Below are 16,612 nucleotides of genomic sequence, written 5' to 3' on the forward strand. Positions count from 1 at the left end.
CTTCCCCGGGGCGGTGCCGGATCACGAAACCGGGGGCATCCCCTGACACCCCCGGGGCGCTGCCGCTCCAGCCCCTACTCCCCCGCCGTCGCGTGTTCGGCCGCCGCCCGCACGTCGATCTCGCGCCAGAAGCCCGCTCGGATCGCGTACCGGTCGTGCTCGTCGATCTGGTCGTCCTTGTGTGCCAGCAGGCCGAATCTCGCGGCGTAACGGAGCAGTTCACCGTCGATGCGGTGCGGAATCCTCGGGTACATCGTCGACAGTTTCTGCGTGTGGCCCGGGTCGGGGAGCCGTTCCATCCACCGCCGGGCAAAGACCTGGCCGACCTCGAAGGGGTCGCCGCCGACCGTGGTGATGTCCTCCTCGCGGTCCGCCCAGCGCTGCTCGGCGCTGGTCAGTTGCGCCAGCGTCGGCAGCGAGGCGGTCTCGGGCGGCTCACCGAGGTGTCCGCCGCCCGGGCGTTCGGCCCAGCCCTTGTCGGACGACCAGCGCAGCGTCACTCCGGCGGCGATTCCCGGCGCCGGCTGCGCGTTCCCGTTCGGGTGCGGATGCTGCGCCGCCTGCGCGCCGGGGCCGCGCAGGCCGGCGAGGTCCTTGGGGGTCGGCACGCCGCGCGTGCCGTGCGCCGGGTGCGGCTCCTGGGAGCCGTTGGCGGTGGGGGCGGGAGCCGGTGCGGGGGCCCCGGTGTCCGCTGTCCCGGGGGTGCCGTTCGGCGCGGTCGCGCCCGGGGCGCCCGCCTGCTCCCGGGCCGCCCGCTCCGCGCGTTCGGCCCGCTCCGCCGAAGCGGCGAGCGCCGACTCCGGCAGGGGGGCCGACAGGATCGCGGCGATTTCCGGCCGCGGGACCGGCGGTGGCGCGCAGATCCCGGTGAGGTCCTTGGCCCGTACGGCCTGGGTGATCCACGCGCGGTCGAGGACGCGCCGCTCGTCGGCCTCGGCGACCAGGTCCTCGGACTGGTTGTAGTCCCCGTCGGCGGCCTGGACCGCCCACAGGTGCACCGCCACTCCGTGCTCCTTGGCGGACATGAGCCCCGGTAGCAGATCCCCGTCCCCGGTCACCAGCACGATGTCCGAGCAGGCGCGATTTCTGGCCAGCTCGGTCAGCTCGGCGTGCATCGCCGCGTCGACGCCCTTCTGGGCCCACCGCCCGTCGCTGCGGGTCAGGGCGCCGAGCCGGACCGTCACGCGCGGCATGACGCGCAGCCGCCGGTGCTCGGGCTGCGGGACGCGGTCGGGTGCGCCGTCGAACCAGTAGATACGGAGCAGTGGTTGTTCCGTGTCCGCCTCGGCCCGTTCGCGCAGGCCCTGGATGAGAGCCGCGTGATCCACGGTGATGCGGGAGCGGGCCGGTTCTCCGGCGAGCAGGCTCGCGGCGGCGCCCAGCAAGTAGCCGGCGTCCACCAGGACGACGCAGCGGTCCACGCGTTCCACCCTCTTTCGGGAACCTCGGGATCGAAAGGTGCTTCGGGGATTCGGGAGTGCTTCGGGCTTCCTTGGAGTCTGCCCGACTGCGTGAGGGTTAACGGCCGGAACTCGATCATCGGCGTGGCGGACGCCGAAGTTGCCGCGCGACGACCCCAATTACGCACGGTAATGATCCAAAATGCGAGCTATGCCCTCCTGTGTGAATCTGGTCCCGGCCCTGGCCCCCAGACCCGCACAGGAGGCAGCACCATGGCCAAGAACAAGAATCGCAAGCAGGGCGCCACTCAGGACCGCGCGTCCTCGGCAGCCCGTGGAACCGAGCAGGCCAAGGACAGCGCCTTCGAGTCCCACGCCCAGCCGCAGACGCACGCCCAGGGCAGCCCCGCCGACGTGGCCCGCAAGCACCAGCGGCGCTTCGGCCACAACTGATCACACTGAGTAAATGGCTGAGCAAGCGAGAAGGGGCGCACCCATGACGACGGGTACGCCCCTTCTCGCACGCGCGCCGGTGCTCAGCCCGCCAGGCAGGACGGGCCGAGCAGCACCTTCAGGTCCCCGAAGAGCGCGGGGTCCGGCTGCACGCGGTGCCGGTCGAGCCGCAGCACCGTGGTCTTGCGCGCCCCCTGGAGCCTGATCCGCACCTCCGTGTTGCCCCGGTGGTGCTTGAGGATCTCGCCGAGCTTGGTCACCATCGGCGGCGTCACCTTCACCGTGGGGATCGTCAGAACCACGGGCGCGTTCGTGCCGGCGGACGACACGTCCGGGACCATCAGCTCCATCGCGACGAGCCGCGGCACGTCCTCGCGCTTGTCGAGCCGCCCCTTGACGAAGACCACCGTGTCCTCGACGAGCTGGGTCGACACGAGCTGGTACGTCGCCGGGAAGAACATGCACTCGATGGAGCCGGCCAGATCCTCGACGGTCGCGATCGCCCACGCGTTGCCCTGCTTGGTCATCTTGCGCTGGAGGCCCGAGATGATGCCGCCGACGGTGACGATCGCGCCGTCGGAGTGCTCGCCGCCGGTGAGCTGCGAGATCGAGGCGTCGGCCTTGTCCGACAGGACGTGCTCAAGACCGAAGAGCGGGTGGTCGGAGACGTACAGGCCGAGCATCTCGCGCTCCTGCGCGAGCAGGTACGACTTCTCCCACTCGACGTCGGAGAACTCGACGTCGAGTCCGAAGCCCGGCTCGTCGCTCTCCGCCTCCCCCATGCCGCCGAAGAGGTCGAACTGCCCCTCGGCCTCCTTGCGCTTGACCTGCACCACGTTGTCGATCATCGGCTCGTGGTGCGCGACGAGGCCCTTGCGGGTGTGGCCCATCTCGTCGAAGGCGCCGGCCTTGATGAGGGATTCGACGGTTCGCTTGTTGCAGACGACCGCCTCGACCTTGTCCAGGAAGTCGGGGAAGGAGCTGTACTTCCCCTTCGCCTTGCGGCACCGGATGATCGAGTCCACGACGTTCTGGCCGACGTTGCGAATGGCGGTCAGGCCGAAGAGGATCACGTCGTCGCCCTGCGCGGCGAAGTTCGACTCGGACTCGTTCACGTTCGGCGGGAGCACCTTGATGCCCATGCGCCGGCACTCGTTCAGGTAGACGGCCGACTTGTCCTTGTCGTCCTTGACCGAGGTCAGCAGCGCCGCCATGTACTCGGCGGGGTAGTTCGCCTTGAGGTACGCCGTCCAGTAGGTGACCAGTCCGTACGCCGAGGAGTGCGCCTTGTTGAACGCGTATCCGGCGAAGGGGACCAGCACGTCCCACAGCGCCTGGATCGCCGCGTCGGAGTACCCCTTCTTCTTCGCGCCCGCCTGGAAGAGCACGAAGTTCTTCTGGAGCTCGTCGGGCTTCTTCTTACCCATGACGCGGCGCAGGATGTCGGCCTCGCCGAGCGAGTAACCCGCGATGATCTGCGCGGCCTTCTGCACCTGCTCCTGGTACACGATCAGGCCGTACGTCAGGCCGAGGACCTCCTTGAGGGGCTCCTCCAGCTCCGGGTGGATCGGCGTGATCTCCTGCTGGCCGTTCTTGCGCAGCGCGTAGTTCGTATGCGAGTTCATGCCCATCGGGCCCGGCCGGTACAGGGCCGAGACGGCGGAAATGTCCTCGAAGTTGTCGGGCTTCATCAGCCGCAGCAGGGACCGCATCGGGCCGCCGTCGAACTGGAAGACGCCGAGCGTGTCACCTCGGCAGAGCAGTTCGTACGTCGCCGGATCGTCGAGCGGGAGGCTGAGCAGCTCCAGGTCGATGCCCTTGTTGGACTTCACCATCTTGACGGCGTCGTCCATGATCGTGAGGTTGCGCAGGCCGAGGAAGTCCATCTTCAGCAGGCCGAGCGACTCGCAGCTCGGGTAGTCCCACTGCGTGATCGTCACGCCGTCGGTGTGCCGCACCCAGACGGGCACGTGGTCGGTGATCGTCTCGCTGGACATGATCACGCCGGCCGCGTGGACACCCATCTGCCGGACCAGGCCCTCGACGCCCTTCGCGGTGTCGATGACCTTCTTCACGTCCGGCTCGTTCTCGTACATCCCCCGGATCTCGCCCGCCTCGCTGTAGCGCGGGTGCTTGGGGTCGGTGATGCCGTTGAGGTCGATGCCCTTGCCGAGGACGTCGGCGGGCATGGCCTTGGTGAGCCGGTCGCCCATCGCGTACGGGTAGCCGAGGACGCGCGCGGAGTCCTTGATCGCGTTCTTGGCCTTGATCTTTCCGTACGTGCCGATCATGGCGACCTTGTCGGCGCCGTACTTCTCGGTGACGTACCGGATCACCTCGCCGCGCCTGCGCTCGTCGAAGTCGATGTCGACATCGGGCATCGAGATGCGCTCGGGGTTGAGGAACCGCTCGAAGATCAGGCCGTGCTCGATCGGGTCGAGGTCGGTGATGCCCATGGCGTACGCGACGATCGAGCCGGCCGCCGAGCCACGGCCGGGGCCGACCGCGATGCCGTTGTTCTTGGCCCACATGATGAAGTCGGCGACCACCAGGAAGTAACCCGGGAAGCCCATGTCGATGATGATCTTCATCTCGTACTCGACCTGCTTGAGCCGGTCGTCCGGGATGCCGGTCGGGAAGCGGCGGGCCATGCCGCGCATGGTCTCCTCGCGGAACCACGTCACCTCGGTGTACCCCTCGGGCACATCGAACTTGGGCATCAGGTTCCGCTCCTTGAACCAGCCCTCCGTGTCGATCTGCTGCGCGACCAGGAGCGTGTTGGCGCAGCCCTCCTGCCAGGCGTCGGAGGAGTCGACGGCGTACATCTCGTCGGTCGACTTCAGGTAGTAGCCGGTGCCGTCGAAGCGGAAGCGGTCCGGGTCGGAGAGGTTCTTGCCGGTCTGGATGCACAGGAGGGCGTCGTGCGCGCTCGCCTCGTGGGAGTAGGTGTAGTGCGAGTCGTTGGTGACCAGCGGCGGGATGCCCAGCTTCTTGCCGATCTCGAGGAGACCGTCACGGACCCGGCGCTCGATCTCGATGCCGTGGTCCATCAGCTCCAGGAAATACCGGCCCTCGCCGAAGATGTCCTTGTAGTCCGACGCGGCCTGGACCGCCTCGTCGAACTGGCCGAGCCGCAGCCGGGTCTGCACCTCGCCCGACGGGCACCCGGTGGAGGCGATCAGGCCCTCGGACCACTGCGAGATGGTCTCCTTGTCCATGCGCGGCCACTTCGTGAGCCAGCCCTCGGCGTACGCGTCCGAGGACAGCCGGAAGAGGTTGTGCAGGCCGGTCTTGTTCGCCGCCCAGATCGTCTTGTGCGTATATCCACCGGAACCGGACACGTCGTCGCGCTTCTGGTGCGGCTGGCCCCACTGGATGCGCCGCTTGTTGCGCCGCGACTCGGGGGCGACGTACGCCTCGATGCCGATGATCGGCGTCACGCCGGCCTTCTGCGCCGAGTGGAAGAAGTCGTACGCCCCGTGCAGGTTGCCGTGGTCGGTCATCGCGATGTGCGACATGCCCATCTCGTTGCAGGCGTCGAACATGTCCTTGAGCCGCGCGGCACCGTCCAGCAGCGAGTACTGGGTGTGTACGTGAAGGTGCGTGAAGGGCGGCTTGGTCACGGCGAGGGCCTCCGGCAGAGCGGTCGACGGGTTGGGTGGACAGCTCGGAAGTCTACGTCGGCCGACTGACAACGAAGGGGCACTCACGAGTACGGTCACGCGTTGGACACAGGGAAAGCCCTGTCCACTTTGTCGAAAACGTCATGCACCAGGAGGCAACCGGCGATGTCGGTCCAGCAGACAGACGCCGCTCAGCGCGGCGAGCAGATCCTCGCCGTCTTCGAGACCGCGTTCGGCCGGCTCCTGGCCGCCGACCCCGCCGCCTTCCGGGTGAAGTTCCGCAAGATGGCCGCCTCCGCCTTCGCCTTCTACCGGGGCACCGCCTGCCTGTTCTACGCCGACCTGGAGCGCGAGCAGCACGGCGGGCCGTACCTGGACGAGCGAACGGGCAGGGTGTGGATCCACGGCGACCTGCACGCCGAGAACTTCGGCACGTACATGGACTCCCAGGGCCGGCTGATCTTCAACGTCAACGACTTCGACGAGGCGTACGTCGGCCCCTTCACCTGGGACCTCAAGCGCTTCGCCGCGTCCGTCGCGCTCATCGGCTACGCCAAGGCGCTCAGCGACGAGCAGATCACCGAGCTGGTGCTGACGTACGCCGCCGCCTACCGCGAGCGCATCCGCTCCCTGGCCACCGGCACCAAGAGCGGCGATATATCGGAGCTGCCGCCGTTCACGCTGGACACGGCCGAGGGGCCGCTGCTCGGCGCGCTGCGCTCCGCCCGCTCGCTGACCCGCTTCGGACTGCTCGACTCGATGACCGAGATCCGTGACTTCGAGCGCCGCTTCGCCCCCGGCGGCGGCTCCGTCGACCTCGACGCCGCCACCCGCTACAAGGTGCTCGCGGCCTTCGACGGCTACCTGGAGACGCTGCCCGAGGCCAGCCTGACCCGCCCCGACTCGTACCGGGTGAAGGACGTCGTCGGGCGGCGCGGCATCGGGATCGGGTCCGCCGGCCTGCCGTCGTACAACATCCTGCTCGAAGGCAACAGTGACGCCCTGGAGAACGACGTCGTCATCTACATGAAGCAGGCGCAGACCCCGGCCGTCTCCCGGCACATCACCGACGGCGCCGTCCGCGACTACTTCCAGCACGAGGGCCACCGCACGGTCATCTCGCAGCGCGCCCTGCAGGCGCACGCCGACCCGTGGCTCGGCTGGACGGAGCTGGACGGGTCGGGACAGCTGGTCGCGGAGGTCTCGCCGTACGCCGTGGACCTGGACTGGTCGGACATCGACGACCTGGACGAGATCGCGGCCGTCGTCGCGGACCTCGGCCGGGCGACGGCGACGATGCACTCGGCGGCGGACGACGAGAGCGGCCACTCGCTGGTGCCGTTCTCCACCGAGCGGGCCATCGACGCGGCGATCGCGGGCGACGAGGAGAGCTTCGGGGACCTGCTGGTGGACTTCGCGCACTCCTACGGGGCGCGGGCGCGGGCCGACCACCAGATCTTCGTGGACCTGTTCAGGAATGGCCGGATCCCGGGCCTCTGAGCGGCCTCGCGTGCGGCCGGGCGGCCGCGGCTTTAGGGCTCCCTTACAGCGAGCCGTGGCAAACTCACATTCCATGGACGTTTCGGGGACGCAGCTGAGGGTGGTGCGCGCGGCGCTTTTCACCGCGCTCGTCGTCACGCTCTCCGTCGCGTCCCACGTGCTGCTCTCCCGGGTCCCGCTGCCGCTGACCGTGGTGGCCGGGATCGCGGCGGCCGTGTTCGCCGTCGCGTACGCGCTGGCGGGGCGCGAGCGCGGCTTCGGCGCCATCGCCGGACTGCTCGTACCGCTGGAGCTGGCGGCCGACACCGTCTTCACCACCGGGCAGCACCTCTGTTACGGCGCCGCGGGCGGGCCGGTGGCGGGCTCCTTGCGCTCGGTCGGGTTCGACGTGCTGTGCGGGGAGGGCGGCGGGCTCGGCGCTCCGCTCGTCGCGGCCACCGGGCCCCGGGAGAGCGTCGCCGCGCTCCTCGGCTCCCCCGATCCGGCGCTGCCCTGGATGCTCCTCGCCGCCCATGTCGCGGTGGGGCTGCTCGCCGCGGCCTGGCTGCGGCGGGGTGAGGCCGCGCTCGCCCGTCTGGTGCGCAGCGTGGCCGCGTTCACCTTCCGGCCGCTGCTGGTCGCCGTCGCGGCGGCCGGCGCGGTCCGCCTGCCCGTACGCCGCGCCGTGCGGCCCGCGCGCCGGGTCCGCGCCGCCGGCGCGGACCGTCTGTTCGTGCACTCCGTGGGACGCAGGGGACCACCTCGCCCGGCTCGCGCCCTCGCCTGAGCCCGGCCCAGTACCCCTCATCCCTTTCTTTCCCGTACGGAGAACACGACCATGAGCGCACGCAACAACCAGGCCAACAAGGCGGCTGCCCGCGAGCGGCTGCGCGTCGAGCGCGAACGCCAGGCCAAGAAGGACAGGACGCGCCGCCAGTTGATCGTCGCCGCGTCGATCGTCGGCGTCCTCGCGGTGGCCGGCGGCGTCGGCTACGGCGTCATGCAGGCGAACCAGCCCTCGGCCTGGGAAGCCGCCAAGAACGAGAAGCAGGTCGTCACGCCCGCCCACAGCGAGGGCGAGAACGGCACCACCGTCGTCGTCGGCAAGAAGGACGCGAAGAAGACGCTGGAGCTGTACGAGGACTCGCGCTGCCCCGTCTGCGCCACCTTCGAGCAGGCGAACGGCGAGACGATCAAGAAGGACGTCGACGCCGGCAAGTACAAGGTCAAGTACATCGGCGCCACCTTCATCGACACGACCATCCCCGGCGAGGGCTCGCGCAACGCGCTGAGCGCGCTGGGCGCCGCGCTCGACGTCAGCCCCGAGGCGTTCCTGGAGTACAAGGGCGCGCTGTACTCGCAGCAGAACCACCCGGCCGAGCAGGACGACAAGTTCGCCGAGGACGACTACCTGATCAAGGTGGCCGACGAGGTGGCAGCCCTCAAGGGCAACAAGAAGTTCCAGAAGAACGTGCAGGACGGCACGTTCGACGCCTGGGCGCTGAAGATGTCGTCCGTCTTCGACAAGAGCGGCGTGAAGGGCACCCCGGCGCTCAAGATGGACGGCAAGGTCGTCGCCGGATCGGACGGCAAGAACCCGCCCATGACGCCCGCCGAGTTCAAGACCGCGATCGACAAGGCCCTCAAGGGCTAGCCCGCACACGGCACTTCACCCAAGGGTGGGCGAACGTTCTCGCGTTTGCCCACCCTTGAGCTGTACTGATCAGTAATGTACGGCCGTGACCAGTCGATTCATTTCCTCTCCCAGCCGCCGCACGGTCGTCAAAGCCGCTGCCGCCACCGCTGTTTCCGTCCCCGTCGTCGCCGGTACGGGTACGAGTGCCGCCGCGGCCACCGCCGCGCAGGCTCCCGCCTTCCTCCACGGAGTCGCCTCCGGCGACCCGCTGCCCGACGGCGTCCTGCTGTGGACCCGGATAACCCCGACCCCCGACGCCGTGCCCGGCTCCGGCAAGGGACCCGACACCCCGGTGGGCTGGGAGGTCGCCGCGGACAAGGGGTTCTCGCAGATCGTCGCGCGCGGCACCACGACCGCGAGCGCCGCCACCGACCACACCGTCAAGGCCGACGTGCGCGGCCTCGCCCCGGCGACCACCTACTACTTCCGCTTCACCGCGGGCGACGCGGTGTCCCCCGCCGGGCGCGCCCGCACCGCTCCCGCCGCCGACGCCGCCACGCCCGGAGTGCGCTTCGGCGTCGTCTCCTGCGCCAACTGGGAGTCGGGCTACTTCTCGGCGTACCGGCACCTCGCCGCCCGCACCGACCTGGACGCGGTCCTGCACCTCGGCGACTATCTCTACGAGTACGCGACCGGCGGCTACCCCACCGCCCCGTACGTCGTACGGCAGCACGAGCCGGCGCACGAGATCCTCACGCTCGCCGACTACCGCACCCGCCACGGCACGTACAAGACCGACGCCGACCTCCAGGCGCTGCACGCCACGCACCCGGTCATCGCCATCTGGGACGACCACGAGATCGCGAACGACGCCTGGTCCGGCGGCGCCGAGAACCACACGCCGGGCGCGGAGGGCGCGTGGGCCGCGCGCGTGGCCGCCGCGAAGCAGGCGTACTTCGAGTGGATGCCGGTCCGCGCCTCGACCGAGGGCACGGTCTACCGCCGGCTCCGCTTCGGCAAGCTGGCCGATCTGCACCTGCTCGACCTGAGATCCTTCCGCTCCGAGCAGGCGAAGGCCGGCAGCGGCTCGGTGGACGACCCGGAGCGCACGCTCACCGGCCGCGCCCAGCTGGACTGGCTCAAGTCGGGTCTCGCGTCCTCCGACGCCGCCTGGAAGCTGGTCGGTACGTCGGTGATGATCTCGCCGGTGGCCTTCGGGTCCGTACCGGCCCATCTCCTTGAGCCGCTGGCCGAGTTGATGGGGCTGCCGAAGGAGGGTCTCGCCGTCAACGTGGACCAGTGGGACGGCTACACCGACGACCGCAAGGAACTGATCAGCCACCTGAGGGACCGGGCGGTCAGGAACACGGTCTTCCTGACCGGCGACATCCACATGGCGTGGGCCAACGACGTACCCGTCAAGGCCGCGACGTACCCGCTGTCGGCGTCGGCGGCGACCGAGTTCGTCGTCACGTCGGTGTCCTCGGACAACCTGGACGACCTCCTGCACGTCGCGCCCCAGACCGTCTCGCTGGTCGCCTCGACGGCGATCAAGGCCGCCAACCGCCATGTGAAGTGGCTGGACATGGACTCCCACGGCTACGGCGTCCTCGACGTCACGAGCGAGCGCTCGCAGATGGACTACTACGTCGTCTCCGACAAGAGCCGGCAGGACGCGACCACGCGGTGGACGCGCTCGTACCGCACGCTGAGCGGAACGCAGAAGGTCGAGCGGGTGAACCAGCCGGTGCGCTGACCGTCGATTTTCAGCCATCACGCGGCCTGTTACGGGCAGATCACGCCAGGAGGCGGGTGGTGTTAATTCGCCATCCGAATGCGGACACACCACCCGCCTCCGCACCCCCTGCCCTTACCTCCCGATCTCAAAGTCTGGACCAGGCCGAAAGTTTTCGTCCCGATGCCCTAATTGATCGTTGAATTGATTGGGCTTGATCGCTTCTCTTCAAGATCTGACATGGACACATAACCTCCGGGCAGCGGCGAGGAACCCACCCTCGCCCACCCCCGCGAGGAGTCAACGTGCGTGCTCTTGCTCGTATATCCCCCCTTCTGCGCAAGCGTTTCATCGGCACGGCGGTCATGGCCGGAACCCTGGCCCTGTCCACCCTGTCCGCCCCCGCCGGCGTCGCCGTCGCCAAGGCGCCCGCCGACCAGTGCGTCGAGGAGACCGGTGTGAGCGCCGCCCGCGAGGCGCGGCCCTCCGGCGACCAGCACGCCCACGAGCCCAACGAGGTGACCGCCGCCAAGGCCAAGGCCATGGACGCGGACCTGCGCAAGAGACTCGACAAGCTGCGCACCTCGGGCGGCGCGACCGCCAGGGGCTTCTCCGCCACCGCGGTCACGACCATCCCGGTGTACTTCCACGTCGTGCACAGCGGCAGTACCGGCAAGCTCACGGCGACCGACATCAACAACCAGATGGCGGTCCTCAACTCGGCCTTCGGCGGCCAGGGCACGGGGAACGTCAACTCCAACTTCCAGTTCACGCTGGCCGGTACGGACTACACGGACAACGCCTCCTGGTACAACCTGGCGTCCGGTTCGACCGCCGAGAAGCAGATGAAGTCGACCCTGCGCAAGGGCGGCCCCGGCGCGCTGAACTTCTACACCGCCAACCTCAGCGACGGCCTGCTCGGCTGGGCGACCTTCCCGAGCTCGTACAACTCCAGCCCGAGCATGGACGGCGTCGTCGTCCTCGACACGTCGCTCCCGGGCGGCAGCTCCGCCAACTACAACGAGGGCGACACGGCCACCCACGAAGTCGGCCACTGGATGGGGCTGTACCACACCTTCCAGGGCGGCTGCAACGGCAACGGCGACTACGTCACCGACACCCCGGCCGAGAAGAGCGCCGCGTACCAGTGCCCGACCGGCCGTGACTCCTGCGCCAGCAAGACCGGCGTCGACCCGGTCCACAACTTCATGGACTACACGTACGACAACTGCATGTACCAGTTCACCGCCGGTCAGGTCACGCGGATGACTGACAGCTGGACCGCGTACCGCGCCGGCTGACCCACGGTCCTCTACCCTGACGCCATGAGCGGGCCGGGGGACATCGGGGACATCGTCGACGGGCGTTTCGAGCTGCTGGAACGGCTCGGCAGCGGGGGCATGGGCACGGTGTGGCGCGCCCGTGACACCACTCTCCACCGCGAGGTCGCCCTGAAGGAAGTCCGGTCCTTCGGCCCGGAGCCGGCCGGTGGCGCCGAGGCCTCGCGCGTCCTGCGGGAGCGGGTCCTGCGCGAGGCCCGAGCGCTGGCCAGGATCAACCACCCCCACGTGGTGACGATCCATCACATCGTCGACGAGGAGCCGCACCCCTGGCTCGTGATGGAACTCCTGCCGGGCCGTACCCTCCAGCACCGCCTGGAGGAGGGCCCCCTGCCGCCCCGGGAGGCGGCGCGCACGGGCCGCGAGATCCTCGCCGCGCTGCGCGCCGCCCACGCCGCCGGGATCCACCACCGGGACGTGAAGCCCGCCAACGTCCTGCTGCGGGCCGACGGCCGGGCGGTCCTCACCGACTTCGGCATCGCCGCCGTCCAGGGGTCCGCGTCCCTGACCATGACCGGCGAGGTCATCGGGTCCCCCGAGTACATGGCGCCCGAGCGCGTCCGGGGCTCCGCCGACCTCCCGGCGTCCGACCTCTGGTCGCTGGGCATGACGCTGTACGTCTGCGTGGAGGGCGTGAGCCCGATGCGCCGCGGCAGCACGCTGGCCACCCTGGCCGCCGTGCTGGACGATCCCGTTCCGCCGGCCCGGCAGGCCGGGCCGCTCGGTCCGGTACTGGCGGAGCTGCTGGTACGGGACCCGGCCGCGCGCCCGGACGCCGAGCGGCTCGACGCGCTGCTGGCCGCCGCCGAGGCCGGCCACTTCCCGGCCCCGCCGCCCGCGCCCGTACCGCCGTCGCCGACCCGGACCGACACCCCGAGGCCCGCGCCGCCCGTGCCCGGGGCGCCGCACACCCCGCCCGCGCCCCACTCACTGCCGACCGTCGGCCCCGGGAACGGCTCCGGCGACGGCTCCGCGACGGTGACTTCGCCGCCGCGCCGCGGCCGGGCTCCGCTGGCCGCCGCCGCCGCGGTGGTCGTGCTGGCGCTGCTGGGCGTCGCGGCGTACACCGTGCTGAAGCCGGAAGCGGAACCGGCGGGCCGAGCGGGAGGCAACGGCGGCACCAGCGCCACCGCGGTCACCACGGGCGCGACCCGGGCCACGGCGACCTCGCCGTCCCCTTCCGCCCCGCCGACCGCTTCCGCCTCCCCCTCGCCGTCGACCCCGCCGGCCACGACCTCCACGCCGCCCGAGCGGCCCCCGGTCGCCGACAGCTGGGTCGCGCAGCTCCACTCCGAGCCGCTGACCACCGGCCGGGCCGCCCTCGAACGCCGCCTCGCCACCGTCCGGCAGCAGGTGCCGCAGGCCCAGGTGCTGCGGAGCGACGACTTCCCCTCGCTCCGGCCCGGGTACTGGGTGATCTACGCCGCCGGGCCCTTCGCCGACGGCCGCGCCGCGCTGTCCTTCTGCGCCGCGCGCGGCCGTACGACGCCCGACCAGTGCCTCGGCCGCTGGATCAGCGACAGCGCGGCGGACCGGACCTACCTGTGCCGTCCGCCGGTGAGCGCCCCGACGGGACGCTGCGCGCGCCTGTAGGCGCCGGGGACTAGAGCGTCGCCAGGAACCCGGCCGCGACCTTCCAGGTCTGCGCGGCGGCGTCGGCGTCGTAGTCCGGCAGGTCCGGGTCGGTGTAGAGGTGACCGGCTCCCGGATAGCGATAGATCTCCACATCGGCGCCGATCCGCCGCATCCGCAGGTACCAGGCGTTCAGCCAGTCGTCGGACTCGAAGGGATCCGGTTCCGCGACGTGCAGCTGCACGGGCAGCTCCTGCACCGCGGCGTCGTCCGCGATGTCCGAGGTCCCGTGCAGAAGCAGCAGGCCACGGGCCTTCTCGTCACCGAGCGCCAGGTTCTGCGCGACGGACCCGCCGAAGGAGAAACCGGCGTACACGAGACCGTTCTCGGAGTGCGGGGCGGCGGCGAGGACGGCGCGGCGCAGGAGTTCGTCCCGGCCGATGCCGTCCTTGATCGCCATGCCCTCCTCCACGGTTTCGGCAGTTTGCCCCTCGAAGAGGTCGGGCACGTGCACCTGGTGCCCGGCGGCACGCAGCCGCTCTGCTGCGGCGTGCACCGCCGGGCGCAGACCGTAGACGGAGTGGAAAAGCATGATGTCCATCCCGCCATCCTCCCATTGAGCGTCGGAGTCATGGAGAACGTACTGCGCCCGTTGATCGTCATCGGTGGCTCGGTCGTGCTCACGCTGGTCGTCGGCTGGGCCGCCGACCTTCTGCTGCGCCGGACCGATGCCCGCCACCACGAGACCCCGCTGTGGGGCCTGCTGCGCCGCTGCCGCGTGCCGCTCCAGGTCCTGATCCTCACCGCCGTCCTGAGAGGGGCGTACGAGAAGACCGCCCTGGCGATCGTCCAGAACCACCGGGCCGGCATAGGCCAGGTGCTCTCCCTGGTGCTGATCGGCGCCGGCGCCTGGCTGGTCATACGGATCGCCTCCGCCGTCGTGGAGTCGTCGTACGCCCGCTACGCGTCCTCGACGCGCGATCCGGCCCGGGTCCGGCGCGTCCGTACCCAGGTGACGCTGATCATGCGGATCGTCACCGCGGTCGTCGCGGTGGTGGCGGCGGGCGCGATGCTGATGACCTTCCCCGGCATGAAGGCGGTCGGCACCTCGATGCTGGCCTCGGCCGGAATCATCGGCATCGTCGCCGGTGTCGCGGCCCAGTCGACCCTCGGCAACCTCTTCGCCGGCTTCCAGATCGCCTTCGGCGACATGGTGCGCATAGGAGACACGGTGGTCGTGGACGGCGAGTGGGGTGTGGTCGAGGAGGTCACGCTGACGTTCCTGGCCGTACGGACCTGGGACGAGCGGCGGATCACCATGCCGGTGTCGTACTTCACCAGCAAGCCGTTCGAGAACTGGTCGCGCGGCGGCGCCCAGATGACCGGCACCGTCTTCCTGCACCTCGACCACACCGCGCCGGTGGATCTGATGCGGGAGAAGCTCCAGGAGATCCTGGGCATGTGCAAGGCGTGGGACGGCCGCGACTGGAACCTGGCCGTCACCGACACGACGCCCAGCACCCTGGTCGTACGGGCGGTCGTCACCGCCAAGGACGCCGACGACGTGTGGACGGTCCGGTGCACGGTGCGCGAACAGCTGATCGCCTGGCTGACCGAGAAGCACCCGTACGCGCTGCCGCGCATCGCCACGGCCGCTGCGGAACTCCCCCCGAACGGCAAGCCGCCGGTGCCCGACGAGGAGCCGCGCACGGGGCGCGGTTAGGCCCGCCGCCCGAGGGGTGGACCGCTAGCGGAGGCTGCGCACGTCCAGGTGGTGCAGCACCCTGTCCACCACCTCGGGGTCGGCGCCCGGCTCGCTGCGCGCGGAGAGCACCTCGTGCCGCGCGGCCGACATCATCTCGCCCTGGATCCGGTGCACCGACTTGACCCGCTCGGCGCGTTGCGCGAACGCCTCGCGCCGCTCGTCGTCCAAGACCTCCGGGCTGATCCTGGCCCCGATGTCCAGCGCGCCGCGCTGGAGCCGGTCCAGGACGTCGTCGGGCAGGTCCTCGACCTCCTGGATCTCCTTGAGCCTGCGCTTGGCCGCCTTCGCGGCCCGTACCGCCAGGTCGTGTTCGAGCTCGCGCTCCGCTCCCGTGTCCGCGCGTACGCCGAGGAGGCGCACCAGGCGCGGCAGAGTGAGCCCCTGGACGAGGAGGGTGGCCATGATGACGGAGAACGCGATGAACACGATCTCGTCGCGTGCCGGGAACGGGGCGCCGTCCTGGGTCCTGAGCGGAATGGCGAGCGCCAGCGCGACCGACGCCACGCCCCGCATCCCCGACCACCACATGACGACCGTCTCGCGCCAGCTGACGGGGATGTCCTCGTCGTAGTCGCGGAGCGTGTGCAGCCGCTTGGCCAGCCAGGTCGCGGGCAGCAGCCAGGCCAGCCGTACGCCCACGACCACCGCGACGACCGCCGCGCCCCAGCCGAGCATCTCGCCGAGGCGGCTCTCGGCCGTCCCGAAGACGTTGTGCAGCTCGAGTCCGATGAGGCCGAAGGCGATGCCGGTGACCAGGGTGTCGACGATCTGCCAGAAGGTGTTCCCGGCGAGGCGGCCGAGTACGTCGTCGGCGTCGACGGCGTGCTCCGCGAGGTACAGAGCGATGACGAGCACGGCGAGCACGCCGGAGCCCTTGAACTCCTCGGCCAGTACGTAGGCGACGAAGGGCGCCAGCAGCGTCAGGCTGATCTGCAGGGTCGCGTCCCCGAGGTAGCCCATCAGCCGTTCGGTGATCCAGCCGAGCCCGAACCCGACGGCCACGGCGACGAGGGCGGAGAGGACGAAGTCCCCGACCGCGTTCGGCCACGAGAACGTGCCGCTCACGGCCGCCGCGATCGCCACGTGGTAGAGCACGATGGCCGTGACGTCGTTGAACAGCCCCTCGCCCTCCAGGATCGACACGAGCCGCCGCGGCAGCCCCAGCGACCCGGCCACGGCGGTCGCCGCGACCGGGTCGGGCGGGGCGACGAGCGCGCCCAGCGCGATGGCCGCGGCGATCGGCAGCCCCGGGACGAGGGCGCCCGCCACCGCGGCCACCGCCGCCGTCGTCACGAAGACGAGCGCCACGGCGAGCAGCAGGATGGGCCTGATGTTCGCGGCGAACTGCCGCCAGGAGGTGCGCTGCACGGCGGCGTACAGCAGGGGCGGCAGGACCAGCGGCAGGATGTACTCGGGCGGGACCTCGACGTTCGGAACGAACGGCAGCAGCGCCAGGACGATCCCGGCGACCGTCATGAGCACGGGAGCCGGCAGCCCGAGACGCTCCCCCAGGGGCACCGTGACGACGGCCCCCAGCAGCAGCAGGAACAGCAGGGCCAACTGGTCCACGGCGCACCCTCCGGCGGTTGGGCATCTCGACGATCAAGAC

At 70.4% G+C, this 16,612-nt stretch carries 12 protein-coding genes; 8 read left to right on the plus strand and 4 right to left on the minus strand.

Annotated elements, in window-relative coordinates:
* Positions 1-74: 74 nt before the first annotated feature.
* Positions 75-1,430, minus strand: coding sequence for an NYN domain-containing protein (locus IE185_RS01625; protein ID WP_189714463.1), 1,356 nt, complete (start codon positions 1,428-1,430; stop codon positions 75-77).
* A gap of 243 nt (positions 1,431-1,673) precedes the next feature.
* Between IE185_RS01625 and IE185_RS01630 the strand changes: the two genes are divergently transcribed.
* The gene (locus IE185_RS01630) at positions 1,674-1,853 is read left to right on the plus strand and encodes a hypothetical protein (RefSeq protein WP_138896669.1); all 180 of its coding nucleotides are present in this window, start codon (positions 1,674-1,676) and stop codon (positions 1,851-1,853) included.
* 83 nt (positions 1,854-1,936) lie between these two features.
* Here IE185_RS01630 and dnaE read toward each other — a convergent pair whose 3' ends face one another.
* On the minus strand, positions 1,937-5,476 hold the full coding sequence (gene dnaE / locus IE185_RS01635; protein WP_138896670.1) for a DNA polymerase III subunit alpha: 3,540 nt from the start codon (positions 5,474-5,476) through the stop codon (positions 1,937-1,939).
* Between the two features lie 165 nt (positions 5,477-5,641).
* On the opposite strand from dnaE, the gene IE185_RS01640 reads away from it, so the two are divergent.
* The 6 genes from IE185_RS01640 to IE185_RS01665 all read left to right on the plus strand — a co-directional run bounded on the left by IE185_RS01640 (position 5,642) and on the right by IE185_RS01665 (position 13,259).
* Positions 5,642-6,976: a DUF2252 domain-containing protein gene (locus IE185_RS01640; protein ID WP_138896671.1), complete on the plus strand. Its 1,335-nt coding sequence runs from the start codon at positions 5,642-5,644 to the stop codon at positions 6,974-6,976.
* Between the two features lie 73 nt (positions 6,977-7,049).
* Positions 7,050-7,742 carry a hypothetical protein gene (locus IE185_RS01645; protein WP_138896672.1) on the plus strand — a complete coding sequence of 231 codons (693 nt, stop codon included), beginning with the start codon at positions 7,050-7,052 and terminating at the stop codon, positions 7,740-7,742.
* Between the two features lie 51 nt (positions 7,743-7,793).
* Positions 7,794-8,609 carry a DsbA family protein gene (locus IE185_RS01650; RefSeq protein WP_138896673.1) on the plus strand — a complete coding sequence of 272 codons (816 nt, stop codon included), beginning with the start codon at positions 7,794-7,796 and terminating at the stop codon, positions 8,607-8,609.
* Between the two features lie 85 nt (positions 8,610-8,694).
* Positions 8,695-10,347: an alkaline phosphatase D family protein gene (locus IE185_RS01655; RefSeq protein ID WP_138896674.1), complete on the plus strand. Its 1,653-nt coding sequence runs from the start codon at positions 8,695-8,697 to the stop codon at positions 10,345-10,347.
* Positions 10,348-10,691: 344 nt separating this feature from the next.
* A complete protein-coding gene (locus IE185_RS01660; protein ID WP_138899368.1) occupies positions 10,692-11,627 on the plus strand; it encodes a zinc metalloprotease in 936 nt (311 codons plus the stop codon).
* Positions 11,628-11,651: 24 nt separating this feature from the next.
* Positions 11,652-13,259: a serine/threonine-protein kinase gene (locus IE185_RS01665; RefSeq protein WP_189714464.1), complete on the plus strand. Its 1,608-nt coding sequence runs from the start codon at positions 11,652-11,654 to the stop codon at positions 13,257-13,259.
* Between the two features lie 10 nt (positions 13,260-13,269).
* On the opposite strand, the gene IE185_RS01670 is transcribed toward IE185_RS01665, so the two are convergent.
* Complete coding sequence (locus tag IE185_RS01670) at positions 13,270-13,839, minus strand: dienelactone hydrolase family protein (protein ID WP_138898400.1); 570 nt, start codon at positions 13,837-13,839, stop codon at positions 13,270-13,272.
* 30 nt (positions 13,840-13,869) lie between these two features.
* Here IE185_RS01670 and IE185_RS01675 point away from each other — a divergent pair, with 30 nt between their 5' ends.
* Positions 13,870-14,961, plus strand: a complete 1,092-nt coding sequence (locus IE185_RS01675; RefSeq protein ID WP_138898399.1) for a mechanosensitive ion channel family protein — start codon at positions 13,870-13,872, stop codon at positions 14,959-14,961.
* A 24-nt stretch (positions 14,962-14,985) separates the two neighbouring features.
* On the opposite strand, the gene IE185_RS01680 is transcribed toward IE185_RS01675, so the two are convergent.
* The gene (locus tag IE185_RS01680) at positions 14,986-16,572 is read right to left on the minus strand and encodes a Na+/H+ antiporter (RefSeq protein WP_138898398.1); all 1,587 of its coding nucleotides are present in this window, start codon (positions 16,570-16,572) and stop codon (positions 14,986-14,988) included.
* Positions 16,573-16,612 lie beyond the last annotated feature (40 nt).

The organism is Streptomyces chryseus, from assembly GCF_014650755.1.
GTDB lineage: Bacteria > Actinomycetota > Actinomycetes > Streptomycetales > Streptomycetaceae > Streptomyces > Streptomyces chryseus.